General features: G+C 71.8%; 21 protein-coding genes and 1 tRNA gene. 13 read left to right on the top strand and 9 right to left on the bottom strand.

The features are described 5' to 3' along the window. Positions 1-222: 222 nt before the first annotated feature. Positions 223-858: a uracil phosphoribosyltransferase gene (gene upp, locus IO36_RS02020; RefSeq protein WP_037615419.1), complete on the bottom strand. Its 636-nt coding sequence runs from the start codon at positions 856-858 to the stop codon at positions 223-225. Positions 859-996: 138 nt separating this feature from the next. Between upp and IO36_RS02015 the strand changes: the two genes are divergently transcribed. The 9 genes from IO36_RS02015 (at position 997) to IO36_RS01975 (ending at position 7774) form a co-directional block, all read left to right on the top strand. Next, positions 997-1179 (top strand): hypothetical protein, encoded by a 183-nt coding sequence (locus IO36_RS02015; RefSeq protein ID WP_209441133.1) that lies wholly within the window; start codon positions 997-999, stop codon positions 1177-1179. Between the two features lie 753 nt (positions 1180-1932). Then, the gene (locus tag IO36_RS02010) at positions 1933-2472 is read left to right on the top strand and encodes a tRNA adenosine deaminase-associated protein (protein WP_037615177.1); all 540 of its coding nucleotides are present in this window, start codon (positions 1933-1935) and stop codon (positions 2470-2472) included. Positions 2473-2716: 244 nt separating this feature from the next. Then, the gene (gene tadA / locus IO36_RS02005; protein WP_037615175.1) at positions 2717-3148 is read left to right on the top strand and encodes a tRNA adenosine(34) deaminase TadA; all 432 of its coding nucleotides are present in this window, start codon (positions 2717-2719) and stop codon (positions 3146-3148) included. Positions 3149-3260: 112 nt separating this feature from the next. Beyond that, a tRNA-Ser gene (locus IO36_RS02000) sits at positions 3261-3345 on the top strand. Positions 3346-3803: 458 nt separating this feature from the next. Beyond that, entirely contained in the window at positions 3804-3983 is a 180-nt protein-coding gene (locus tag IO36_RS01995) for a hypothetical protein (protein WP_037615173.1), read from the top strand. A gap of 91 nt (positions 3984-4074) precedes the next feature. Then, positions 4075-4368 carry a Dabb family protein gene (locus tag IO36_RS01990; protein WP_037615171.1) on the top strand — a complete coding sequence of 98 codons (294 nt, stop codon included), beginning with the start codon at positions 4075-4077 and terminating at the stop codon, positions 4366-4368. A gap of 322 nt (positions 4369-4690) precedes the next feature. After that, positions 4691-5695 carry an RNA polymerase sigma factor SigF gene (locus IO36_RS01985; RefSeq protein WP_078942958.1) on the top strand — a complete coding sequence of 335 codons (1005 nt, stop codon included), beginning with the start codon at positions 4691-4693 and terminating at the stop codon, positions 5693-5695. Positions 5696-5939: 244 nt separating this feature from the next. Next, on the top strand, positions 5940-6836 hold the full coding sequence (locus IO36_RS01980; RefSeq protein WP_037615169.1) for an RNA polymerase sigma factor SigF: 897 nt from the start codon (positions 5940-5942) through the stop codon (positions 6834-6836). 104 nt (positions 6837-6940) lie between these two features. After that, entirely contained in the window at positions 6941-7774 is an 834-nt protein-coding gene (locus IO36_RS01975) for a hypothetical protein (protein WP_051899892.1), read from the top strand. Between the two features lie 106 nt (positions 7775-7880). Here IO36_RS01975 and IO36_RS01970 read toward each other — a convergent pair whose 3' ends face one another. Continuing rightward, positions 7881-8078, bottom strand: a complete 198-nt coding sequence (locus tag IO36_RS01970; RefSeq protein ID WP_037615166.1) for a hypothetical protein — start codon at positions 8076-8078, stop codon at positions 7881-7883. A 411-nt stretch (positions 8079-8489) separates the two neighbouring features. Here IO36_RS01970 and IO36_RS01965 point away from each other — a divergent pair, with 411 nt between their 5' ends. From IO36_RS01965 to IO36_RS01955, 3 genes are all read left to right on the top strand, one after another. Continuing rightward, positions 8490-8996: a MarR family winged helix-turn-helix transcriptional regulator gene (locus tag IO36_RS01965; protein WP_037615164.1), complete on the top strand. Its 507-nt coding sequence runs from the start codon at positions 8490-8492 to the stop codon at positions 8994-8996. 13 nt (positions 8997-9009) lie between these two features. Further along, positions 9010-11556, top strand: a complete 2547-nt coding sequence (locus IO36_RS01960; RefSeq protein ID WP_037615162.1) for an MFS transporter — start codon at positions 9010-9012, stop codon at positions 11554-11556. 96 nt (positions 11557-11652) lie between these two features. Further along, on the top strand, positions 11653-12474 hold the full coding sequence (locus IO36_RS01955; protein WP_037615160.1) for a YceI family protein: 822 nt from the start codon (positions 11653-11655) through the stop codon (positions 12472-12474). 7 nt (positions 12475-12481) lie between these two features. On the opposite strand, the gene IO36_RS01950 is transcribed toward IO36_RS01955, so the two are convergent. After that, a complete protein-coding gene (locus tag IO36_RS01950; RefSeq protein WP_037615158.1) occupies positions 12482-13210 on the bottom strand; it encodes an ANTAR domain-containing protein in 729 nt (242 codons plus the stop codon). 154 nt (positions 13211-13364) lie between these two features. On the opposite strand from IO36_RS01950, the gene IO36_RS01945 reads away from it, so the two are divergent. After that, complete coding sequence (locus IO36_RS01945) at positions 13365-13835, top strand: PPOX class F420-dependent oxidoreductase (protein ID WP_037615156.1); 471 nt, start codon at positions 13365-13367, stop codon at positions 13833-13835. A gap of 268 nt (positions 13836-14103) precedes the next feature. On the opposite strand, the gene IO36_RS01940 is transcribed toward IO36_RS01945, so the two are convergent. The 6 genes from IO36_RS01940 to IO36_RS01915 form a co-directional block, all read right to left on the bottom strand. Beyond that, the gene (locus tag IO36_RS01940) at positions 14104-14736 is read right to left on the bottom strand and encodes a TetR/AcrR family transcriptional regulator (protein ID WP_037615155.1); all 633 of its coding nucleotides are present in this window, start codon (positions 14734-14736) and stop codon (positions 14104-14106) included. A 188-nt stretch (positions 14737-14924) separates the two neighbouring features. Beyond that, positions 14925-17288, bottom strand: coding sequence for an ArnT family glycosyltransferase (locus IO36_RS01935; protein WP_037615154.1), 2364 nt, complete (start codon positions 17286-17288; stop codon positions 14925-14927). Beyond that, positions 17285-18835: a bifunctional glycosyltransferase family 2/GtrA family protein gene (locus IO36_RS01930; RefSeq protein WP_037615153.1), complete on the bottom strand. Its 1551-nt coding sequence runs from the start codon at positions 18833-18835 to the stop codon at positions 17285-17287. Before IO36_RS01930 ends, IO36_RS01935 begins: the two co-directional genes overlap by 4 nt. Positions 18836-18849: 14 nt before the next feature. Continuing rightward, complete coding sequence (locus IO36_RS01925; protein WP_078942948.1) at positions 18850-20496, bottom strand: sensor histidine kinase; 1647 nt, start codon at positions 20494-20496, stop codon at positions 18850-18852. After that, on the bottom strand, positions 20493-21233 hold the full coding sequence (locus IO36_RS01920; RefSeq protein ID WP_037615149.1) for a response regulator transcription factor: 741 nt from the start codon (positions 21231-21233) through the stop codon (positions 20493-20495). The genes IO36_RS01925 and IO36_RS01920 overlap by 4 nt, the downstream gene beginning before the upstream one ends. 111 nt (positions 21234-21344) lie before the next feature. Beyond that, positions 21345-22205: an amidohydrolase family protein gene (locus tag IO36_RS01915; protein WP_037615147.1), complete on the bottom strand. Its 861-nt coding sequence runs from the start codon at positions 22203-22205 to the stop codon at positions 21345-21347. Positions 22206-22251 lie beyond the last annotated feature (46 nt).

Genomic DNA, 22251 nt, shown 5'->3' with positions numbered 1-22251 from the left:
AGCCGCGCCCGCACGACGTGAGCGACCGGCCGCGGAGCACGGGCTTCAGGGCCGGGGGCTTCGGGGCCGGTGCTCGCTCACTGGTGCGTTCGGCGGGCGCGCTCGGCGGGAGCAGGGCGCGATCCCGGTCGCAGGGCGCGCTCCTGAGTTCGGGGCACGGTCCTGGGTCAGCCGGGTGCGCTCCTGGTCTTAAGGACGTGCGCGCTCCGCGTTCGCCGGTGGTTACTCGGCGGCGCCGTACATCCGGTCGCCCGCGTCGCCCAGGCCCGGCACGATGTAGCCGTGCTCGTTCAGGCGCTCGTCGACCGAGGCCGTGACCACGGTGACCGGCGTGCCCGCCAGCTCGCGCTCCATGACCTCGACGCCCTCGGGGGCGGCCAGCAGCACCACGGCGGTGACGTCGTCCGCGCCGCGCTTGATCAGCTCCTGGATCGCGGCGACCAGCGTGCCGCCGGTGGCCAGCATCGGGTCCAGGACGTACACCTGACGGCCGGAGAGGTCGTCCGGCATCCGGGTGGCGTACGTGGAGGCCTCGAGCGTCTCCTCGTCGCGCACCATGCCCAGGAAGCCCACCTCTGCGGTCGGCAGCAGCCGGACCATGCCGTCGAGCATGCCGAGACCCGCGCGCAGGATCGGCACGACGAGCGGACGCGGGTAGGAGAGCTTGACGCCCGTGGTCGGGGAGACCGGCGTCACGATGTCGACCTGCTCCGTGCGCACGTCGCGGGTGGCCTCGTAGGCGAGGAGGGTGACCAGCTCGTCGGCCAGCCGACGGAAGGTCGCGGAGTCGGTGCGCTGGTCGCGCAGGGTGGTGAGCTTATGGGCGACCAGGGGGTGGTCGACGACGTGAAGACGCATGTCCACAACAGTAGCCGGGCGTGCGGCACCCGCCACCGGCCCGCCCGGCAAGGGCCTCCGCCCCGCGTCACCCGTCCGCTGGCATCAAACCCTCCGACGGAGGGAAGGTGGGAGGGACGGACCTGGGGTGGTGTGCCAATGCGGAACCCGCAAGAGGAGTCGTCCGAGCGGCTGGAGACCGACGCCGAGCGCAGGAGGCGGCGGGCCCAGTTCCTGCGCGACCTGGCCGAGGCGCGCGAGCTGCGCGACCGGGTCCAGCCGCGCCGCGCCAAGACGGCCCGCCTGCGCCACGCGATGCGCATGCGCACGTTCCGCTGGTAGCCCGGCCCGCCACGCCCCGCGGCCACCCTGCCGGGTGCCGCGCCACCACCGTCCGGCCCCGCCCGCCCGTCGGGGACCCGCCGGACCGGGCGGGTGGCACGCCCGCCCGTGGCCGCAGCGGTGCCGCCTGCGCCGGATCCGACCGGGCGGGTGGCACGCCGACCGCAGGCGCACGGCCGCAGCGCGTGTCAGGACCGGGGCGGGACCGGGGCCGACATGCCCCGCCCGAACCGGACCTCGGCATCCGACGCCCGGGATGTCACGCCACCGACGGACCCGCCGTCCTCCCGGGCCGGGGAGCCGTCCGTCCGCCAGGCCGACACGCCCACGGAGGGAGCGGAGAGGGGTTGGGACGGGGACCGGGCCGCCACACCCGCGGCAAAGCCCACGTTCGTGCGCGCGGCACCGGTGCGCGTCCCCCCGGCGCCCCAAGGGGACGCGCGCCCGCGGGACCCGGCGCGCACCGGGAGAACGACCGGTCGCCCGGCCGCCGTGGAGCCGGGCCGGGGCCCCGCCGGGAGGGGCCGTGTGGCGGACGTGTCGGGCGAGGAGGTGTCCCCAGGGCGCGGGCAGCCGCGTACGATCCGCTGTTAGCGATCAAAAGAGGCAGACACAGCAGGCCGAAGACGTCCCCTCGACGCTGTCTTTCTGCCACGATTCCGAGTGGGCGGGGCTCGGAGCAGCACTCCTCGCCCACAGCCTCCGCCGGGGGGAACCCCAACCGGCACACCTATGACCAGTGGGAGAGTCACGGTGTACTTCGCCGCACTGCTCGCGCGCACCGAAGACGGGTGGGAAGCGAGCGATACAGAGCTCGACGATGTGGAAACCCTGTCGGATCTGACCGATCTGGCCCGTGAAGTCTCGGACGAGGACACGGTGCTCGTGCTCATCGAGCAGGAGGACGCGTGGTTCGGCGTCGTCCGCGTGGACGGCGAGGAGGATCCCCGTATCTACGTGTCGGACGCCGCCGCGGCCGCCCGTAGCTCGTACGGCGAGATCCTGCTCACGGACGAGCTACTAGGACGGGAGCCGGGCGACGACGACGCCGACCTGGACTCCCTCGATCTGGACGGCACCGAGGACGGTGAACCGGGAGACTCCGAGGACGACGAGGAGGACCAGGGGAACGCGTCCGGCGACGCCGTCTCGCACAGCCCCGTCGGGGACCGCTACATCCTCGCGGACCTCGGTGTGAGCGAGAAGGAACTGCTGGCCCTGGACGAAGGCGACGCGCTCGGCACGATCGCCGAGGCCCTGGGAGCGGCAGAGGTCCTGGAGACCGTCCGCTAGGAACCCGGATCCGCGGGGCCGGCACCGTGCGAGCGGTGAGGCCGTCCCCGCGCCCGCGATCCTGCCCCCGTACCGGCGACCCGGCCCGGCAGACCCCGATCACCCGATCGACCGCGGGCCGGACCTCCGCCGCGCTTCCGCGTGCCGTCCGCCCGCCCCGGGAATCCGTTAGGTTCCCCGGGTGAGCACCCCCCGTCAGGCATCCCCTCCGCCCGATCCCGTACGCGACCGGTGGCGGGAGCCGATGCGGCGCGCGCTGGACGAGGCGCGGCTGGCCGTCGCGGGCGGGGACGTTCCCGTCGGCGCCGTCGTCCTGTCCCCGGACGGCACGACCGTGCTGGCGGCCGGACACAACGAACGCGAGGCCACCGGCGACCCGACGGCGCACGCCGAGGTCCTCGCGCTGCGCCGCGCCGCCGCGCTGCTCGGCGAGTGGCGGCTCTCCGGGTGCACCCTGGTCGTCACCCTGGAGCCCTGCACGATGTGCGCGGGCGCGCTCGTCCAGTCCCGCGTCGAACGGGTGGTGTACGGCGCCCGCGACGAGAAGGCGGGCGCGACCGGATCGGTCTGGGACGTCGTCCGCGACCGGCGGCTCAACCACCGCCCCGAGGTGATCGAGGGCGTCCTGGCCGACGAGTGCGCCGCCCTGCTCACCGACTTCTTCCGCGACCGCTGACCGGCCCGGCACGGGACCCTCACGCCGGTCCCGTGCCCCCGTCCCGCCCCGGCGGACCCGGTCGCGGGAATGGATTTCAGACCACGGCCCACCTTGGGGTAGGGTCTCCCTCGGTAGCGTGTCCGAGCGGCCGAAGGAGCTCGCCTCGAAAGCGAGTGTGGCGCAAGTCACCGAGGGTTCAAATCCCTCCGCTACCGCTTCCGAAGGGCCCCGTCGAGAGACGGGGCCCTTCTTGCGTTCCGGGTGCCGCGGGTGCCCGCGAGCCCCGGCGGCGTCCGGGACGCGAAGGAGCCCCGGCGCCGCACCGGGCGCCGGGGCTCTCCGTACCCATGAGGGTTCTCCGCTCCCACAGAGGAGGGGGAAGGGGCGCAATTCGGGGGCGCCCGCTTCCCCCACGAAAGGACCCGCAAGTCCACGCCGCCGTCTCGGGGGAAAGTCGGGCGGCGAGAACCCCGCAGTGGGGTCCCTCCGGGCCCCGTGGACTCCTGTCGGCACTCCGCCGGGGCTCCCTTCCATCGTGGACCCCGAGAGCGCCTCCGAGGCCCCGCAAAGGACCTCTACCAGCGGGCCGTTGGTCCTTAAAGGGGGCGTGAAGGTTACACTCACCGCCGTCAGCAGGGGGCCGACGGGTGCAGGAGTCACAGGGGAGGCCGCCATGGCGGTGAATTCGAAGAAGATCGCCATCTACGTGCTCGTGGTCTTCGCGCTCTACGTGATCATCACGGATCCGGCCAAGGCGGCCGACTACGTGCAGATAGCGTTCGAGGGCATATCGAACGCCGCCGGGGCGATAGGCGACTTCATGACCTGGATCGCCGACGGGGCGAAGAACTGACGCCTGCCCCCGAAGCCGCCGCCGCACCCCCGACGGGGCACGTCCGGCACCGGCACCGCACGAAGAACCACCTCACCACCAGGGAGTGCCCGTGATCCGCCATCTCGTCCTCTTCAAGCTCGACGACGGCGTCGGGCGCGACGACCCCCGCGTCGTCGAGGGCGTGGCCGCCTTCCGCGCGCTCGGCGGCCAGATCCCCGAGCTGGCGTTCTGGGAGTGCGACTGGAACATCAGCGACCGGCCCATCGCCTACGACTTCGCCATCAACTCCGCCGTCGAGGACACCGACGCCCTCCGGCGGTACCTGGAGCACCCGGCGCACGTCGCCGGCGTCGCGCTCTGGCGGGAGTTCTCCACCTGGGTGATCGCCGACTATCCGTTCTGACCATTTTTGATCGCACACCTGTACCGAGCCCCTGACCGCAACCGGTCAGGGGTTTTCGACGTCTTGGACCCCAACTCACCTCCAACTCACCTTCAACTCACCCCAACACGGCGTTATGGGGTGCTTGCACACAGTGCACATGTCTTGTGATGCTATGACCGCTTTTGAGGGATGAATTGACGGATATGTTGACGGATCGTTGACGAACGAAGAGGTGGCGTTGACCGTGCCGGCCAGTAGTGCGCCGCCCCAGCAGGAAGCCCCGGCCGCGGCCCGGGCGACGGCCCTCACGCCCGCCCCACCGTCATCCCCGGCACGGACCCTGACGAGAACCGCCGCACCGGCCACGGAACCGACCGCGGCACCCGCCACCACCCAGGGCCCCGCCGCCCCCGCAGCGGCCCTCACCGGCCCCGCAGCGGCCCTCGCCGTCCCAGCGGCGGATCCCACCGGAGCCGCTACGGACCCCGCCGCCCACGCGCCCGCGGAGGCCTCCCCGGCCCCCTCCGCCCCGGACACCGCGACCGGCCCCGCACCGGTCCAGGAGGTCCCGCCGGAGCGCCGTCGCGGCGCCGACACCCGGGCCCTGACCCAGGTGCTCTTCGGCGAACTGAAGGTGCTGGAACCGGGCACCCCCGAGCACAACCGGGTCCGCGGCGCCCTCATCGAGGCGAACCTGCCGCTCGTGCGGTACGCGGCGGCCCGCTTCCGCTCCCGCAACGAGCCGATGGAGGACGTGGTCCAGGTCGGCACCATCGGCCTGATCAACGCCATCGACCGCTTCGACCCCGACCGGGGCGTGCAGTTCCCGACCTTCGCGATGCCGACGGTCGTCGGGGAGATCAAGCGGTACTTCCGCGACAACGTTCGCACCGTCCACGTACCGCGCCGGCTGCACGAGCTGTGGGTGCAGGTGAACAGCGCGACCGAGGACCTGACGACCGCCTTCGGGCGCTCGCCCACGACCGCGGAGATCGCCGAGCGGCTGCGCATCACCGAGGAGGAGGTGCTCTCCTGCATCGAGGCCGGGCGGTCGTACCACGCCACCTCCCTCGAAGCGGCGCAGGAGGGCGACGGGCTGCCGGGACTGCTCGACCGGCTCGGCTACGAGGACCCCGCGCTCGACGGGGTCGAACACCGTGACCTCGTACGGCATCTGCTCGTACAGCTGCCCGAACGCGAGCAGCGGATCCTGCTGCTCCGCTACTACAGCAATCTGACCCAGTCACAGATCAGCGCGGAACTGGGCGTCTCCCAGATGCATGTGTCAAGGCTCCTCGCCCGGAGCTTCGCGCGTCTTCGATCCGCAAACAGGATCGAGGCCTAACCGAAAAGAGCGATTCGCTCAAGGTCGATTTTTACGCCTGTTCAGCGCTGAAAACGCGTCAGACCCCCTTTTTCCAGGGCCGATTCACCCTCTACATGTCGACAAGTCTCTACAGCGTGTTGCCGACATGTGACATTCTTCCGGCAGCGCGTTTGCCGCGGCCTCGCCTCCGGTATTCAGGTGGAGGCTGCGTTCCTCCGACGGGAGCGACTGCCGCGACCGTCCGCGACCCAAAGGGGGTGGCATGTCCGCAGATCAGGGCAGCTCGAAGGTGCTCACGCTCACGAAGAGCGACGCAGTGCCCGAGGCGCACGCCGCGCTTCACGACGTCCCTGCCGCCGAGGTCCCGGAAGCCGCTCCGGTCCCCGAGTCCTCCGGCGCCATCGACACCCGGACCCTGTCCCGCTCCCTGTTCCTGCGGCTCGCCGCACTGGCCGAGAACAGCCCTGAGCGCGGCTACGTCCGGGACACCCTCATCGAGCTCAACCTCCCGCTCGTCCGGTACGCCGCGGCCCGCTTCCGCTCCCGCAACGAACCGATGGAGGACATCGTCCAGGTCGGCACCATCGGCCTGATCAAGGCGATCGACCGCTTCGACTGCGAGCGCGGTGTCGAGTTCCCGACCTTCGCGATGCCGACGGTCGTCGGCGAGATCAAGCGGTTCTTCCGCGACACGTCCTGGTCGGTGCGCGTTCCGCGCCGCCTCCAGGAGCTGCGCCTGGCCCTCACCAAGGCCAGCGACGAGCTGTCGCAGAAGCTCGACCGCTCGCCGACGGTCGCCGAACTCGCCACGGCGCTCGGGGTGTCCGAGGAGGACGTGGTCGACGGTCTCGCCGTCGGCAACGCCTACACGGCGTCGTCGCTCGACTCGCCCGCCCCCGAGGACGACGGCGGCGAGGGCTCGCTCGCGGACCGCCTCGGCTACGAGGACACCGCGCTGGAGGGCGTGGAGTACCGCGAGTCGCTCAAGCCGCTGCTCGCCAAGCTGCCGCCCCGCGAACGCCGGATCATCATGCTCCGCTTCTTCGCGAACATGACCCAGTCGCAGATCGGCGAGGAGGTCGGCATCTCGCAGATGCACGTCTCCCGGCTGCTCACCCGCACGCTGGCCCAGCTGCGCGAAGGCCTCATCTCCGACTGACCGGCCCACGCGGGGTTCATAATTGACGGGTCGTCAGCCACACTGGCGCGATGCGTCCCGAGCCGATGCGTCACGAGTCGACAAGAGGTCGCCGAGGTGCCCTGATGAGCGCCTCGGCGGCCGTTCTGTGTCTGGGCGGTGTGCTGGCCGCGTGCGGGAGCGGCGGAGACGGGGGCGGCTATGCCGCCGTCGGGGCCGCCGGCGGATCCTCCGGTGCGGCCGTGGCACCGTCGGGCGAGGTGTCCCTGGCACCGCTGGACGGCCGAGCGGCGAAAGGCTCCGACACGGCACAGGGCAAAGGGAGTTCGGGGACGGACGGGAAGACCTCGGACACCGGCCCCGACGGCTCCCCTGCCGACGGCACGGGCGGTGCGGGCGGCCGGGACGGCACCGGAACCGGCGGCTTCGGGAAGCAGAGTGCTGGAGGCACGGGAACCGGCTCCGGCGGCAGGCCCTCTTCGCCCTCAGGATCGTCCTCGGGTTCGTCGCCGGACTCTTCGGGCGGCTCGTCGTCCGGCTCCACGGGCGGATCGGGCTCCGGTTCGGCCTCCGGCGGCGACTCCGGTGGTACGGGCGGGAGTTCGGGGAGTTCCCCCGCACCGTCCGCACCCGGTCCGACCGCGAGCGCCGGTCCGGCCGTGCTCGCCGTGGACGGCGTCACGCGCGCGGCCACCGACCGGCGGTGGTGCGAGAAGGTGACCGTCTCCGTCGGCAACACCGGTGGTACGGCGGCGCGTTCGGGCACGGTGACGTTCGGGACCCACATCATCGGGGCGCTCGGGATCGACTGGGCGACGATCCGGTCGTCCGAGTCCCTGCCGGCGCCGATCGCGGCCGGCGCGCGGAAGAGCGGGACCTGGACGGTGTGCGTCGACAGCTGGCGCGTGCCGCTGGGCATGCACATCGAGACGCAGGACGTGTCCGTCCAGGCGAAGTGACGCGGGACGTGCCCGTCCGGGGGAAGCAGGGAGCCGGGGCGCGGCCCTGCCGGGTCACGCCGTTCCGCTCACCGCCCGTTCCGCCCGGTCGTGCTGTCCCGCGGGATCACATGAAGGCGAGCCAGGCCACCGCGGCGACGACCGCGACGGCCAGGACGACGCCGACGATCAGACCCACGCGGGGACCGGCGGGAGCGGCCGCCTGCTGCTGCCGGCCCTGGGGGGCCTCGTCGACGAACGCACGGAACATCTGAGTGCTGCCCGCGGGGTCGTAGTTGCCCTCGGGGCCCTGGGTGTTTGCCATAGGCCGGACCCTAGCGAATGCGCGGGAGCTGCCCAAGTGCCGGGTTGTCCTTCTCACCGTTCGTGACGCGTCCGCACACCGCCCACGACCGGGACGCACACACCGCCGTACCCGCCCGCCGTCGGCGGCCGGACCGCAGGAACCGACCGGGCCCCCGAGCCACCCGCCGCCCCGCCCCCGACCAGGCCCGGAACCCTTCACCACGCCACCCGCGGCCCCGTCGCCCCACCCCGCTCCTCCGCCCCGGCCGCACCCACCACCCCGCGCACCCCAGCCACCCCTCCCACCTGCACATTTCCGTTCGCCAACACGTGCCTTTGCCAAGTTTTTATCCCCAGAGCTCCCAACTCGTTTGCCTGCGGCAACCAACTTCTTTATGGTTGCCCTAAGCAACGAATAAGAGGGGGTGCGATGGCCGAGCAGACGCAGTACGAGGAACTGGCCCGTCAGCTCAGCGCCATCGGTGCCGTCAAGCGGGGCCTGGGACGGATCCTGCCGCCCGAGTGCCCCGCGGGATCCGCCGCCGTGCTCACGCTCCTCGGCCGGTACGGCGAGATGCGGATGAGCCGGCTCGCGGAGCTGCTCTCCGTGGACATGTCCGTGACCAGCCGCCATGTCGCGCACGTCGCCGACCGGGGCTGGATCGAACGGTTCCCCGACCCGGCCGACAAGCGCTCGCGCATCCTGCGCCTCACCCCGGCCGGGAACGAGCAGCTCGACGACCTGTCCCTGCGCACCTCGCGGCTGCTCTCCGAACGGCTGGGCCACTGGACCGACGACGAGGTCGGCCTGCTCATCGAGCTGATGGACCGGCTGCGCGAGAGCTTCGGCGACTGCCGTGCCCCGCAGCGGGCACCCGCGCACCCGCCCCCGTTCGTGACAGACGTATCGCAACCGACCACCCGTACACCCGCGTAAGTAAAGGAAGCCCATGGCAACGACCACACCAGCCGGTGTGCGGGGCTCTCACGCCAAGCACGGAGGCGCCGACGGCGCTCCGATGACCCACCGGCAGATCATGGAGGCCCTGTCCGGGCTGCTGCTCGGCATGTTCGTCGCGATCCTGTCGTCGACGATCGTCTCCAACGCGCTCCCCGAGATCATCGGCGACCTGGGCGGCGGACAGTCCGCGTACACCTGGGTCGTCACCGCCGCGCTGCTGTCCATGACCGCGGCCACGCCCCTGTGGGGCAAGCTGTCCGACCTGTACAGCAAGAAGGCGCTCGTCCAGATAGCGCTCGTGATCTACGTGCTGGGCTCGGCCGCGGCCGGGCTCTCGCAGAACGCGGGCATGCTGATCGCCTGCCGTGTCGTGCAGGGCATCGGCGTCGGCGGTCTCTCGGCCCTCGCGCAGATCGTGATGGCCGCGATGATCTCCCCGCGCGAGCGCGGCCGCTACTCCGGCTACCTGGGCGCGACGTTCGCCGTCGCAACCGTCGGCGGACCGCTGCTCGGCGGTGTCATCACCGACACCAGCTGGCTCGGCTGGCGCTGGTGCTTCTACGTCGGTGTGCCGTTCGCGGTCATCGCGCTGATCGTGCTGCAGAAGACCCTGCACCTGCCCGTCGTGAAGCGGGACGTGAAGGTCGACTGGGGCGGCGCGTTCTTCATCTCCGCCGCGGTCTCGCTGCTGCTCCTGTGGGTCACCTTCGCCGGTGACAAGTACGACTGGATCTCGTGGCAGACGTACGCGATGGTCGGCGGCGCGATCGTCCTCGGCCTGCTGTTCGTGCTGGTCGAGTCGAAGGCCAGCGAGCCGATCATCCCGCTGCGGCTGTTCCGCAACCGCACCATCACCCTCTCCTCCCTCGCCTCGCTCTTCGTCGGCGTCGCGATGTTCACCGGAACCGTCTTCTTCAGCCAGTACTTCCAGCTGGCGCGGGACAAGTCCCCGACGATGTCGGGTGTCATGACGATCCCGATGATCGCCGGCCTGTTCGTCTCGTCCACGGTCTCCGGCCAGATCATCACCAAGACCGGCCGGTGGAAGTACTGGCTCGTCTCCGGCGGCTTCCTGGTCACCGCGGGCCTCGGCCTGCTCGGCACCATCCGCTACGACACGGCCTACTGGCACATCGCGATCTTCATGGCGCTGCTGGGCCTCGGCATCGGCATGATGATGCAGAACCTGGTGCTCTCCACGCAGAACCAGGTGGCGCCCTCGGACCTGGGCGCGGCGAGCTCCACGGTGACCTTCTTCCGGTCCCTCGGCGGTGCCATGGGCGTCTCGGCGCTCGGCGCGGTCATGGCCCACCGGATCACCGACTACGTGAAGGACGGCCTGACCGACCTCGGCCCCAAGTACGCGGCCCTCGCGTCCGGTTCGGATTCCAGCTCCAGCATCCCGGACATGGACAAGCTGCCCGCCCCGCTGCGCAACGTGATGGAGAGCGCGTACGGCCACGGCATCGCCGACGTCTTCCTGATCGCCGCGGGCATGGCGCTGGTCGCCTTCCTCATCGTGCTGTTCATCAAGGAGGTCCCGCTGCGGACGTCCGGCGCGATGGCCCAGGCCGCCGCGGAGAAGTCCGGCGAGCCGGTCACCGAGGCCGCCGTCGCCGAGAGCGCCGTCGCGGAGGCGGTCGAGGCCGCGGCCACCGCCGCCCTCGCCCCGGCCGTCGACACCGGCGAGTCCGTCTTCGAGGCCCCCGAGGCCGCCCGGCGGTCCACCGCCGTCGCCACCGCGACACGGGAGGACACTCCGCGGCCCGCTTCCGGCGGCATCGGGGTGCACGGCCAGGTCCGCGGCGCCGAGAGCGCGCCCGTGCCGGGAGCCGCGGTCACCCTGATCTCACCCGAGGGACGCCAGCTCGGCCGCTCGGTCGCGGGAGCCGACGGCGCCTACGCGGTGGACGCGCCCGGCGTCGGCTCCTATGTGCTGATCGCCTCCGCCGACGGCTTCCAGCCGCAGGCTTCGACGATCGTCGTGAACGGGGAACCGCTCGCCTACGACATCCTGCTGAGCGGCACCAGCGGACTGAGCGGAGTCGTCCGGACCGCCGAGGGCGCCTCCCCGGTCGAGGACGCGATGGTCGTCGTGACCGACGTCCGCGGTGACGTGCTGGCCACCGGGACCACCGGTGAGCAGGGCGAGTTCGCGTTCGCCGAACTGGTGCCCGGCGTCGTGACGGTCGCGGTGAACGCCGAGGGCCACCGCCCGCGGGCGCTTCCCGTCGAGGTCGGCGGCACCGGGGTCACCCGGATCGAGGTCGACCTCGACGCGGGCGCCCGGGTCGAGGGGATCGTCCGGGCACCGCACGGCCCGCTGTCCGACGCCCGCGTGACGCTGGTGGACGCGGCCGGGAACGTGGTCGCCACCGCCAGGACCGGCGGCGACGGCGCGTACGCCTTCACCGATCTGGACGGCGGCGAGTACACCGTCATCGCGGCGGGCTACCCGCCGGTGGCGACGGCGCTGACCGTCGGCGGCCGTGGCGCGGACGGCCACGACATCGAACTCGCCCACCCCGGCGAGTAGTCCGACCCCGGCCCGTGGGGCGCGCGCACTCTGAGCGGAGGTGCGCCCCTCACGGGCCGGTCCTTTTTCATCGGTTCACCACAAGGAGTTACCGCCATGGGACTGACCGCGAAGATCCGGACCCGGGACGGATGGGCCGTGTCGCACGCGGTGGTCACGGTGACCGACGCGGCCGGCGCACAGGTGCTGCGGGCCGGAGCGGACACCGACGGAACCGTGCACGACCCCACGGGCCTCGCACCGGGCGCCTACACGGTGATCGTGACCGCGCTCGGGTACGCGCCCTTCGCCTCCGGGGCCGTCGTCACGGCGGCCGGGCGCGCCGACGTCGGCGAGGTGACGCTGTCCCGCCGGGGCGGCACCGAACTGCCCCCGCCGGGACCCTGGACCATCGACCCGGCGCATTCCTCCGTCGGCGCCGTCGCCCGGCACCTGGGCATCTCCAGCGTGCACGGCCGCTTCACCGACTTCGGTGGCCGTATCGAGATCGCCCCGGACGAGCCGGCCGCGTCCCGGGTGGAGGCGACGATCACGGCCGCCTCCATCGACACCGGCAACGGCATGCGCGACGGGCACCTGAGGTCGCCGGACTTCCTGGACACCGAGAAGTACCCGCTGATCACCTACCGCTCGACGGGCCTGACCCCGGCCGGCCCCGACCGCTGGACCGTGCACGGCGAGCTCGCCCTGCACGGCGTCGTCCGTCCCGTCGACCTCGACCTCTCCTACCTGGGCACGGGCGCCGACCCCTGGGGCGGCACCCGCGCCGCGTTCCGCGCTCGGGCCGAGCTGCACCGCGACGACTTCGCCCTGCACTACAACCAGATCGTCCAGGCCGGCATCTCGGCAATCGGCACCACTCTCAGGGTGGAACTGGACATCCAGGCGGTGCAAGGGGAGTCCCTGCCGGCCGCCTGAGCGCGGTTCACTCGCCCTCGCTGGCGTCGACGATCCGTCGGGCCAGGTCACGGAGCTTGACGTTCTCCCGCTGGGAGGTGCGCACAAGGCTGGCGAACGACTCGGAGGCGTCGATGTCGAGCCGCTCCATCAGGATGCCCGTGGCCTGCCCGATCAGATCCCGGGTGCGCATCGCCTCGGTGAGCTGTTCGCGCAGGGTCGCCGAGTCCAGGGCGATCCCGACGTGCGCGGTGAAGAGCCGGCCTATCCGGGTGGCCGACTCGTCGAAGGCGCGGGGCGCCCGCGCGTACGCCGTCAGGACGGTCAGCCGGCGCCGGTCGGCACGCAGCCGCAGCGACAGCACGGACCGCAGCCCGAGGCCCGACAGCGCGAGGTCCCCCTCGCCGTCCGCCGCCGCGCTGTCCTCGATGCGGGCCACCGGCGCCGTCCACAGCCGGTTCCAGTACGGGTGGTGCTCACGGCCCGCGTTCAGCTCGTCGGCGGAACGGACGACCTCGTCCGTCCAGGCCAGGGTCTGCCGACGGGCCTCGGACTCGATGACGGAGATCCCGGCGTACTCGACACCCGGCAGGATGTGCACGGCCAGCCGGACGGCGGTGTGCAGGGTGGCGTTCGGACTCGACGTCTGGTGCAGCTGCTGGGCGGCGGCCGTGAGGCCCTCGGCCAGCTCAAAACCCGTACCGGAACGGGACAATTCGGAAAACTCGGACGCAGCCACCACGAACCTCTTCGGCATGCACGGCCATACGGCCATGCGCAGGAGAGCTCCGCAGCACATTCCCGACTGCGAGCACAGGACGAAGAGCACTTTAGCCGCTCCGATGAGCCCGGGTGCCGCCCGTCGGCGCAGCCCGCGGGCGATCGGCCCGCACCCGGCCTACGCTGATCGCATGGCACCCCACATCGCGACGAACACCTCCGTGTCCCTGGCCGAGTTGCTGGACTTCGTACGCCCCCGCCACCGCGCGATCCTGCTCACCCGGCGCGCCGACGGCGGCCCCCAGGGGTCCCCGCTGACCTGCGGGGTCGACGACTCCGGTCGGATCGTCGTCTCGACGTACCCGGAGCGTGCCAAGACCCGCAACGCCAAGCGGGACGAGCGGGTCAGCCTGATCGTCCTGAGCGACGAGTGGAACGGGCCCTGGGTCCAGGTCGACGGCACCGCCGAGGTGATCGACTCCCCCGACTCCGTGGAGCCTCTCGTCGAGTACTACCGGAACATCGCGGGGGAGCATTCCGACTGGGACGAGTATCGGGCGGCGATGCGCAAGCAGGCCAAGTCGATCATCCGCGTGACCCCGACCCGCTGGGGCCCGGTAGCCACCGGCGGCTTCCCGGCCCACCTGGCCCCCCAGGACTGACGCACCGGCCTTTCTTCGCCCCCTCCGCCCCTACCCGACCCGTACCTGGGGCTCCGCCCCAGACCCCGCTCCTCAAACGCCGGAGGGGCTGAAAGTCACGCCAGTGAGGGACTGGACCCACAGCGCACCCGCCACCCGGGATTCGGCGTGAGGGGCCGTGCCGGTACATCGATGCCCGTCGCCACTAACGTTCACGTCTTCGTCCAACGGCGACGGGCTGATGCACCGGCACGGCCCCGACCCGCCCACCGGACGGGAGCCGGGAGGGTCAACCCCGGGCCACCATCGCCTCGATCCCCGCGATCAACAGCGCCAGCGCGAACGCGAAGTCCTGGTGCCCCTCGATCGTCCCGAACCCGTACACGAACCGGATCACCGCGGACACCGCCCCCGTCCGCCCGTGCGCCGGCATCCCGCTGTCCCGGATCACCCGCCGCACCCGGTCGGAGAACGCCATCGAGCACGGCCCGATGTTCAGGAAGCTCCCGATCAGCGTCGACACCCACGGATGCCGCACGACCAGCGCCCGGTACCCGACCGCCAGCCCCCGCAGCCGCTCCCGCCAGTCCTCCTCCGACTCGGCCCCGGGCAGCGCCAGTTCACCGAACACCGCGTCGAGCGCGAGCTCCAGCAGATCGTCCTTGGTGTCGACGTACCAGTACACGGACATCGCCGTGACGTTCAGCTCCGCCGCCAGCCGGCGCATGGAGAACCCGGCCAGCCCCTCCGCGTCCAGCACCCGCACCACCGCCGCGGTGATCCGCTCCCTGTCGAGCCCCGACGGCTGGTCACCGCCCCGCCCGGCCCCGCCCCGGGCCGCCGCCCCGCCCCGGGACGACCCGCCCTCCAGCCAGACACTGACCCGCTCCGGTCGTTTCGCCCTGTCGGCCGGCCTCACCATGTGGCGCACCTCCCTGGGAACCGGAACCCTTTCAGGGACATGCCCCGCACACCGCCCGAAACCCGGCCGTCACGCGAAACGTCCGAAAAGGCCGTGGCCCGGAGCGAGTTCACTCCGGGCCACCACCACACCACCACCGCCGCAGCCGCAGCCGCAGCCGCAGCCGGGCGGCGACGCAACAGGTCCCGTCAACTGCCGCTCTTCGCCTGGGTCAGGTCGTAGAAGGTGGCAGAACCCACCGTCACCTTCTTGAAGTTGGCCGTGACCCACGAGCTGATCTGCGAGGAGGTGGAGGAGCCACCGGAGGCCGAACCGCCACCCATGCCACCGCCCATTCCGCCACCGGAGATGAAGTAGTGGATCTTGCCGTCCGTCACGTACTTCTTGAACTGGGCCAGCGTCGGGGACGGGTCGGTGCCGTTGAAGCCGCCGATCGCCATCACCGGCTTTCCGGTGGCCAGTTGGTAGCTGGCGGAGTTCTGGGAGCCGATGGCGGCGGCCGCCCAGGTGTAGTCCCCGGCGTTCTTGGACAGCAGGCTCTTGGCCGCGGAACCGACGCTCGCGCCGTTCAGCAATCCACCGGCACCGCCGCCACCGCCGGGCATACCGCCCTCACCGGTACCACCACCAGGCATCCCGCCCTGCTGATTCTGCCCGGTGCCACCACCTTGCCGGTTCTGCCCGGGGAAGCCACCAGTGCCCCCATTGCCACCGTTACCACCCGTCGGCGGCTGCCCCATGCCACCCCCGGGCATCCCACCACCCTGCTGGTTCTGCCCGGTACCACCGGGGAACCCACCCCGCATGCCACCACCGGCACCGGCACCACCGCCCCCACCGCCAGGCATCCCGCCGCCGAAGCCGCCCATGCCCGCCCCGGCCGGCCCGGCCGTGACGATGGAGCCGGTGTGCCCGGTGTCCACGGTGGAGAGGGCGTACGCGGTGGGACCCGCGAGCGCCGCCACGAAGCTCAGCCCGGCGGCCGCGAGGGCGAGCTGCCTGCCCAGCCGGGCCGCGAAGATCAGACCGAGCGCGCCGGTCAGACCGCCGACGAGGACCAGCCACTTGAGCCACGGGAGATAGTCGGGGGTGCGGTTGAGGAGGACGTACCCCCAGGCCGCGGCCGCGGTGACCGAGCCGGCGAGGGCGAGCGAGGCCCACACCTTGCCCCGCTCCTCCCACAGCACCGTCGCACCCATGCCGACCACGGCGGCGATGTAGGGAGCCAGGGCCACCGTGTAGTACTGGTGGAAGATGCCGGCCATGTAGCTGAAGACCAGCGCGGTCGTGAGCAGCGCGCCGCTCCAGGCGAGGAACGAGGCACGGGTGAGGTCGGTCCGCTTCGCCCTCCGGGTGAGGACGAGGCCGGCCACGAGCAGGATCAGGGCGGTCGGCAGCAGCCAGGAGATCTGGCCGCCGATCTCGGAGTTGAACATCCGGTCCCAGCCGGTCGCACCCCACTGACCGGTCCCGCCTCCGCCGCCCCCGCCGCCGACACTGCCGGTCTCGTCGCCGTTGATCCGGCCCAGGCCGTTGTAGCCGAAGGTCAGCTCCAGGAAGGAGTTGTTCTGCGAGCCGCCGATGTACGGACGGGAGGACGCGGGCCACAGTTCGACGATCGCGACCCACCAGCCGCCGGCGACCACCATGGCGACCGCCGAGAGGCCGAGCTGGACGAACCGCTTCCGCAGCTTCACCGGCGCGCAGACCGCGTAGACGACGGCCAGCGGCGGGAGGATCAGGAAGGCCTGGAGCGTCTTGACGAGGAAGGCGAGACCGACCGCGGCACCCGCCCACAGCAGCCACTTCGTGCGGCCGTCCTCCAGGGCACGGATCACGCAGTAGACCGTGACGGTCATGAGCAGCGCGAGCATCGCGTCCGGGTTGTTGAAGCGGAACATCAGCGCGGCGACCGGGGTGAGCGCGAGCACCGCGCCGGCGATCAGACCCGCGGCGGCGCCGAACCGGCGGCGTACGGCCGCGTAGAGGACGCCGACCGTGGCCACGCCCATCAGCACCTCGGGGAGGAGGATCGCCCAGGAGCTGAGGCCGAAGGCACGTACCGACAGGGCCATCGGCCACAGCGAGGCCGGGGGCTTGTCGACGGTGATGGCGTTGGCCGAGTCGAGCGAGCCGAAGAAGAAGGCCTTCCAGCTCTGGCTGCCGGCCTGGACGGCCGCGGAGTAGAAGGAGTTGGCGTAGCCGGAAGCGCTCAGGTTGTACAGGTAGAGCAGCCCGGTGGCGAGCAGCAGGCCGAGGAGGGCGGGGCGCGCCCAGCGCGGGTCCTCGGGCCGGCCGCTCCACAGGCGCCGGAGGAAGGGCCGTTCGGGCTCACCGGTTCCTGGCGGGGCGTGCTCCGGGGGCGGTGCCGAGGCGCTCGGCCCCCACGGGTGTCCGGAGCCGGCTCCGGTGACCGTGCCGGCGCTCGTACCGGTGCCGGTACCGATGCCCGTGCCGGCGCTCGTAGTGATGTCCGTACCGGTGCGGCTGCTGATGTCCGTGCTCGGGCCGGAGATACCGGCACCGGCGCTCGTGTCGGGCTGGGTCGTCATCGCGCGTTCCTCGGATCGTGGTCGTGCGGGCGCACCGCGTGCAACTGCATGGTCGAATCCCGCCAGGAGCGGTCCACGGCGTCGTCGGCGCGGTAGGGAGCGGTGTCGTACGAGGCCGTGTCGTACGAGTCGGTGTCGTACGGGGCCGTGTCATGGGAAGTCGTGTCGTACGGGGCCGGGGAGGCCGTCGGCCGCTGCGGCAGCCGCGGGTGGGTGTCCCCGCCGGACCGCGTGGCCGCCGGCCCGAAGGGCTGGACCGGCCGGTGCGCGGCCGGCTCCGGGGACGAGGACGGCGACGGCGTTCCGCCCTGCCGGTCGGGGAAGACCCAGGCGCGGAAGAGCAGGAAGCGCAGCACGGTCGCCGCGAGGTTGGCGGCGATGAGCACCGCCAGTTCGGTGGAGTGCGAGGGGTCGCTGGTCGCGGCGCCGAGGGCGGCGAGGGAGCCGCTGGTCAGGGCGAGGCCGATGCCGAAGACGACCAGGCCCTGCGCCTGGTGGCGGACGGCGCCGCCCGGGCCGCGGACGCCGAAGGTGAGCCGCCGGTTGGCGGCCGTGTTGGCGATCGCCGACACGAGCAGGGCGAGCGCGTTGGCGACCTGTGCTCCGGAGAAGGAGCGGAAGACGCTGTACAGCAGCAGGTAGAAGAGGGTGGACAGGCCGCCGACGACGCAGAATCCGACGAGCTGGCGGGCCAGGCCCTTGGGTACGTCGGTCAGGTCGCGGTCGCGCGGGTCGTCCCCGAAGGGCCGGGTGAGCCGGTCGAGCGAGAGCGAGCCGGTGGCGAGGGCGCGGCCGACCCGCCAGACGCCCTTGAGGTCGTCGGTCGCGGTCTTCACGATGTGGACGGTCGAGTCGGGGTCGTCGACCCAGTCGACCGGGACCTCGTGGATGCGCAGCCCGGCCCGCTCGGCGAGCACCAGCATCTCGGTGTCGAAGAACCAGCCGGTGTCCTCGACCAGGGGCAGCAGTTCCTGGGCGACGTCACGGCGGATCGCCTTGAAGCCGCACTGCGCGTCCGAGAAGCGGGCCTGGAGCGAGCCGCGCAGGATCAGGTTGTACGTGCGGCTGATGAACTCCCGCTTGGCGCCCCGCACCACCCGTGAGGAGCGGGACAGCCGGGAGCCGATCGCGAGGTCCGAGTGGCCGGAGATCAGCGGGGCGACCAGCGGGAGCAGCGCGTTCAGGTCGGTGGACAGGTCCACGTCCATGTAGGCGAGGACCGGCGCGTCGGACGCCGACCACACGGTCCGCAGCGCCCGGCCGCGGCCCTTCTGCTCCAGCCGGAAGGACGTGACCTCCGGAAGCCGTTCCGCCAGCCGCGCCGCCACCTGGGGGGTGGTGTCCGTGGACGCGTTGTCCGCCACCGTGATGCGGAACGCGTACGGGAACGTGCGCTTGAGGTGCTCGTGCAGTCTGAGCACACATGGCTGGAGGTCCTTCTCCTCGTTGTAGACGGGGATCACTACGTCCAGGACAGCCGTACCGGCGTCTGTGGCCGGGAGGTGCTCCCGCGCCGGCAGATTGCCGGGAGAAGAGTCGGTTCGCATGGGAACGACTCTCGTCAAGCCCCCTGTCGCACCCATGTGGTGGCGCTGTGCTGTACCTGTGAGTGCGCCGGCCAGGAGTTTTCGGGGTGGATCGCCGGCAGATGCAGGGTGAACACGGTCCTGCCGGGCACGCTGTCCACGGTCACGGCGCCCCCGTGCGCGGTCGCGACGGCCTGCACGATGGCGAGGCCCAGACCGGTCGAGCCGGAGGCGCGCGACCGCGAGGAGTCGCCCCGCGCGAACCGTTCGAAGACCCGGGGCAGCAGGTCCCCCGGGATGCCGGGGCCGTCGTCCTGGACGTCCACGCACAGCCAGGGCCCGTGCCGGTGCACCCGTGCGGTGACGGTCGTCCCCGGCGGGGTGTGGGTGCGGGCGTTGGCGAAGAGGTTGACCATGACCTGCTGGAGACGGGCGGCGTCCGCCGACACCAGCGCGGGTTCGTCGGGCAGTTCGAGCCGCCAGTCGTGGGTGCGCCCGGCGGCCCGTGCGTCGCTCACGGCGTCGATCACCAGGGGGACGAGGTCGGTCTGTTCGTGCTGGAGCGGCCGCCCGGCGTCGAGCCGCGCGAGCAGCAGCAGGTCCTCGACGAGCAGGGTCATCCGGCCCGCCTCGGACTCGATCCGTCCGAGCGCGTGCCGGGTGTCGGGCCCGGTCTCCTCACGGCCGCGTCTGGTCAGCTCGGCGTACCCGCGGATGGAGGCCAGCGGGGTGCGCAGCTCGTGACTGGCGTCGGCGACGAACTGCCGTACGCGCATCTCGCTCTGCTGCCGCGCGTGCAGGGCGCCGTGGATGTGGTCGAGCATGCGGTTGAGCGCGGCGCCGACCTGGCCGACCTCGGTGTGCGGATCGGCCTCGGACTCCGGGACCCGCTCGTAGAGCGTGACCTCGCCGGTGTGCAGGGGGAGTTCGGAGACCCGGGTGGCGGTGGCCGCGACCTTGCGCAGGGGGCGCAGGGCGAGACCGACGATCACGCTGCCCGCGATGCCGGCGGCGACGAGTCCGGCGCCGGTGATGCTCGCCTCGACGAGGATCAGGGTGTTGACCGTGTTGTTCACGGACTCCGTCGGCAGGCCGACGTAGTAGGTGCCGTGCGCGCCGGTCAGATACATGACGTAGTACTCGCCCAGGCCCGGGATGTCCGTGGTGTGCGGGGCGCGGTCCTTGGAGACCGTGGCGAGCGCGGCCTTCTGCGCGGCGTTGAGCGCGACGGGATTCATCCGCTGGAAGCCGACGCTGCGGTTGGACTTCTCCTTGGCGATGACCGCCTCGTCGACCTTGCCGTCGGAGCCGAGTTCGGCCGCTATGGTCCTCGTCTGGGTCCCGCCCATGGTGACGAAGTTCTCGAGCCGGTCCTCGTCGGAGGAACCGAGCGCACCGGCCGGCAGCCCGTCGCCGTTCGGCGCGCCGGGATTCTGGCTCCCGTTGCCCGGATTCAGGCCGTGCACGTCCGCGGGAGGACCCGAGAGGCGCCGTCCCGCCTCGGTGACCTGCGTTTCCAGCTGTTTGTACAGGTGCCGGTCCAGCGCGATGGTCGTGACCGTGCCGATCATGGCGCAGACCACCGCGATGAGGGCCACGGCCGAGACGACGAGCCGCGACCGCAGGGTCCTCGGCTGTCGTGCCCGCCTCTTCTGCGCTCGCGTCCGTCGTCGTCCGCTCATGACGTCGCGGGCTTGATCAGGTAGCCGGCGCCGCGCCGTGTGTGGATCATCGGCTCGCGCCCGGCGTCGATCTTGCGGCGCAGATACGAGATGTAGAGCTCGACCACGTTGGCCTGGCCGCCGAAGTCGTACGACCACACGCGGTCGAGGATCTGCGCCTTGCTCAGCACCCGGCGCGGATTGCGCATCAGGAAGCGCAGCAGCTCGAACTCGGTCGCGGTGAGGTGGATGTTGGCCCCGCCGCGCGACACCTCGTGGCTGTCCTCGTCCAGGGTGAGGTCCCCGACGACGAGCACGGAGTCCGAGCGCCGGTCGGCCGCGCCGGAACGCCGGATCAGACCGCGCAGCCGGGCCACGACCTCCTCCAGGCTGAACGGCTTGGTGACGTAGTCGTCGCCGCCCGCGGTGAGGCCCGCGATCCGGTCCTCGACCGCGTCCTTCGCCGTCAGGAACAGCACCGGGACGTCCGGCAGTTCGCGGCGGAGCCGGCCGAGCACCGTGAGCCCGTCCATGTCGGGCAGCATCATGTCGAGCACCACGGCGTCGGGCCGGAACTCGCGCGCGGTCTGCACCGCACCCGTCCCGTCACCCGCGCTGCGGATCTGCCATCCTTCGTAGCGAAGGGCCATGGACAGCAGCTCGGTGATCGACAGTTCGTCGTCCACCACAAGCACCCGGACGGGGCTCCCGTCCGGCCTCAGCAGTTCGGTGCGCCCCTGGGGCGAGGTCGTGGTCATAGCGGACACCTTGTCGGGCGCCGCTGAGAGCATCCTTTCGGCAACCTGTGATTTTCCTGAGAAACGCACAGGTGCCTCTCAGGAAACTCCTGGGTACTCCCTTGGCCGGCGTCAGCGGAGGCCGAAGAGCCTGGCTCCGTTGTCGTGGCAGACCGCCCGCAGCCAGTCGTCCCCGAGCCCGAGCCGTTCCAGCGCGTGCAGCTGGTGGACGTACGGGTAGGGGATGTTCGGGAAGTCCGTGCCGAGGAGCACCCGGTCCCCGAGGTCCGCGAGGCGGGGCAGCAGTCCCGGCGGGAACGGCGCCAGGCGTTCGCTGAAGTCGGTGAACGCCATGGTCGTGTCGAGCCGCACTCCGTCGTAGCGCCCGGCGAGGGCGAGGAAGTCCTCGTACTCGGGCATGCCCATGTGCGCGAAGACGAGGCGCAGCCGGGGGTGCCGGTGCAGGACGGCGGCGGCCGGGCCCGGGCCGGTGTACTTGCCGGGCGAGGGTCCCGATCCGCAGTGGATCACCACGGGGATCTCCGCCTCGGAGATCAACCCCCATGCCGCGTCCAGGAGTTCGTCCGCAGGGTCGTACGCCCCCACCTGAACGTGCGCCTTGAAGACGCGCGTGCCCGCCTCGATCGCCTCGCGCACGTACTCCTCGACTCCCGCCTCGGGGAACAGGGTCGAGGTGTGCAGGCAGTCCGGGGTGCGGCGGGCGAAGCCGACGGCCCAGGAGTTGAGCCACGCGGCCATGCCGGGCTTGTGCGGGTAGAGCATCGCGGTGAAGGCGCGCACCCCGAACCCGCGGATCAGCGCCAGGCGTTCGTCCTCGTCCGCGCGGTAGGCGATGGGCCACTCGATGCCGCCGGTGAGGTCACCGAGTCCGTCGAAGTAGTCCCACACCTTGCGCAGCACCCGCTCGGGCATGAAGTGCGTGTGGACGTCGACGAGTCCGGGGAGCCCGAGCCCCTCCCAGAAGGCCCGCACCTCCCGCGCCTCGTCGGGCCCGCTTCCCGCTTGCCCGGCCGGGCCG

The organism is Streptomyces aureus (genome assembly GCF_000725495.1).
Classification (GTDB): Bacteria; Actinomycetota; Actinomycetes; order Streptomycetales; family Streptomycetaceae; genus Streptomyces; species Streptomyces aureus_B.
This window is presented reverse-complemented; position numbering and strand designations above follow the sequence as displayed.

Bases quoted from the DNA above. Each gene is read 5' to 3' on its own strand.
- IO36_RS01930 (WP_037615153.1), bottom strand. From the start codon at position 18,835: ATGCGAACCGACTCTTCTCCCGGCAATCTGCCGGCGCGGGAGCACCTC.
- IO36_RS01935 (WP_037615154.1), bottom strand. From the start codon at position 17,288: ATGACGACCCAGCCCGACACGAGCGCCGGTGCCGGTATCTCCGGCCCG.
- IO36_RS01955 (WP_037615160.1), top strand. From the start codon at position 11,653: ATGGGACTGACCGCGAAGATCCGGACCCGGGACGGATGGGCCGTGTCG.
- IO36_RS01950 (WP_037615158.1), bottom strand. From the start codon at position 13,210: ATGCCGAAGAGGTTCGTGGTGGCTGCGTCCGAGTTTTCCGAATTGTCC.
- IO36_RS01925 (WP_078942948.1), bottom strand. From the start codon at position 20,496: ATGAGCGGACGACGACGGACGCGAGCGCAGAAGAGGCGGGCACGACAG.
- tadA (WP_037615175.1), top strand. From the start codon at position 2,717: ATGCGGCGCGCGCTGGACGAGGCGCGGCTGGCCGTCGCGGGCGGGGAC.
- IO36_RS01980 (WP_037615169.1), top strand. From the start codon at position 5,940: ATGTCCGCAGATCAGGGCAGCTCGAAGGTGCTCACGCTCACGAAGAGC.
- IO36_RS01945 (WP_037615156.1), top strand. From the start codon at position 13,365: ATGGCACCCCACATCGCGACGAACACCTCCGTGTCCCTGGCCGAGTTG.
- IO36_RS02015 (WP_209441133.1), top strand. From the start codon at position 997: ATGCGGAACCCGCAAGAGGAGTCGTCCGAGCGGCTGGAGACCGACGCC.
- IO36_RS01970 (WP_037615166.1), bottom strand. From the start codon at position 8,078: ATGGCAAACACCCAGGGCCCCGAGGGCAACTACGACCCCGCGGGCAGC.
- IO36_RS01920 (WP_037615149.1), bottom strand. From the start codon at position 21,233: ATGACCACGACCTCGCCCCAGGGGCGCACCGAACTGCTGAGGCCGGAC.
- IO36_RS01975 (WP_051899892.1), top strand. From the start codon at position 6,941: ATGAGCGCCTCGGCGGCCGTTCTGTGTCTGGGCGGTGTGCTGGCCGCG.
- IO36_RS01940 (WP_037615155.1), bottom strand. From the start codon at position 14,736: ATGGTGAGGCCGGCCGACAGGGCGAAACGACCGGAGCGGGTCAGTGTC.
- IO36_RS01960 (WP_037615162.1), top strand. From the start codon at position 9,010: ATGGCAACGACCACACCAGCCGGTGTGCGGGGCTCTCACGCCAAGCAC.
- IO36_RS01965 (WP_037615164.1), top strand. From the start codon at position 8,490: ATGGCCGAGCAGACGCAGTACGAGGAACTGGCCCGTCAGCTCAGCGCC.
- upp (WP_037615419.1), bottom strand. From the start codon at position 858: ATGCGTCTTCACGTCGTCGACCACCCCCTGGTCGCCCATAAGCTCACC.
- IO36_RS01995 (WP_037615173.1), top strand. From the start codon at position 3,804: ATGGCGGTGAATTCGAAGAAGATCGCCATCTACGTGCTCGTGGTCTTC.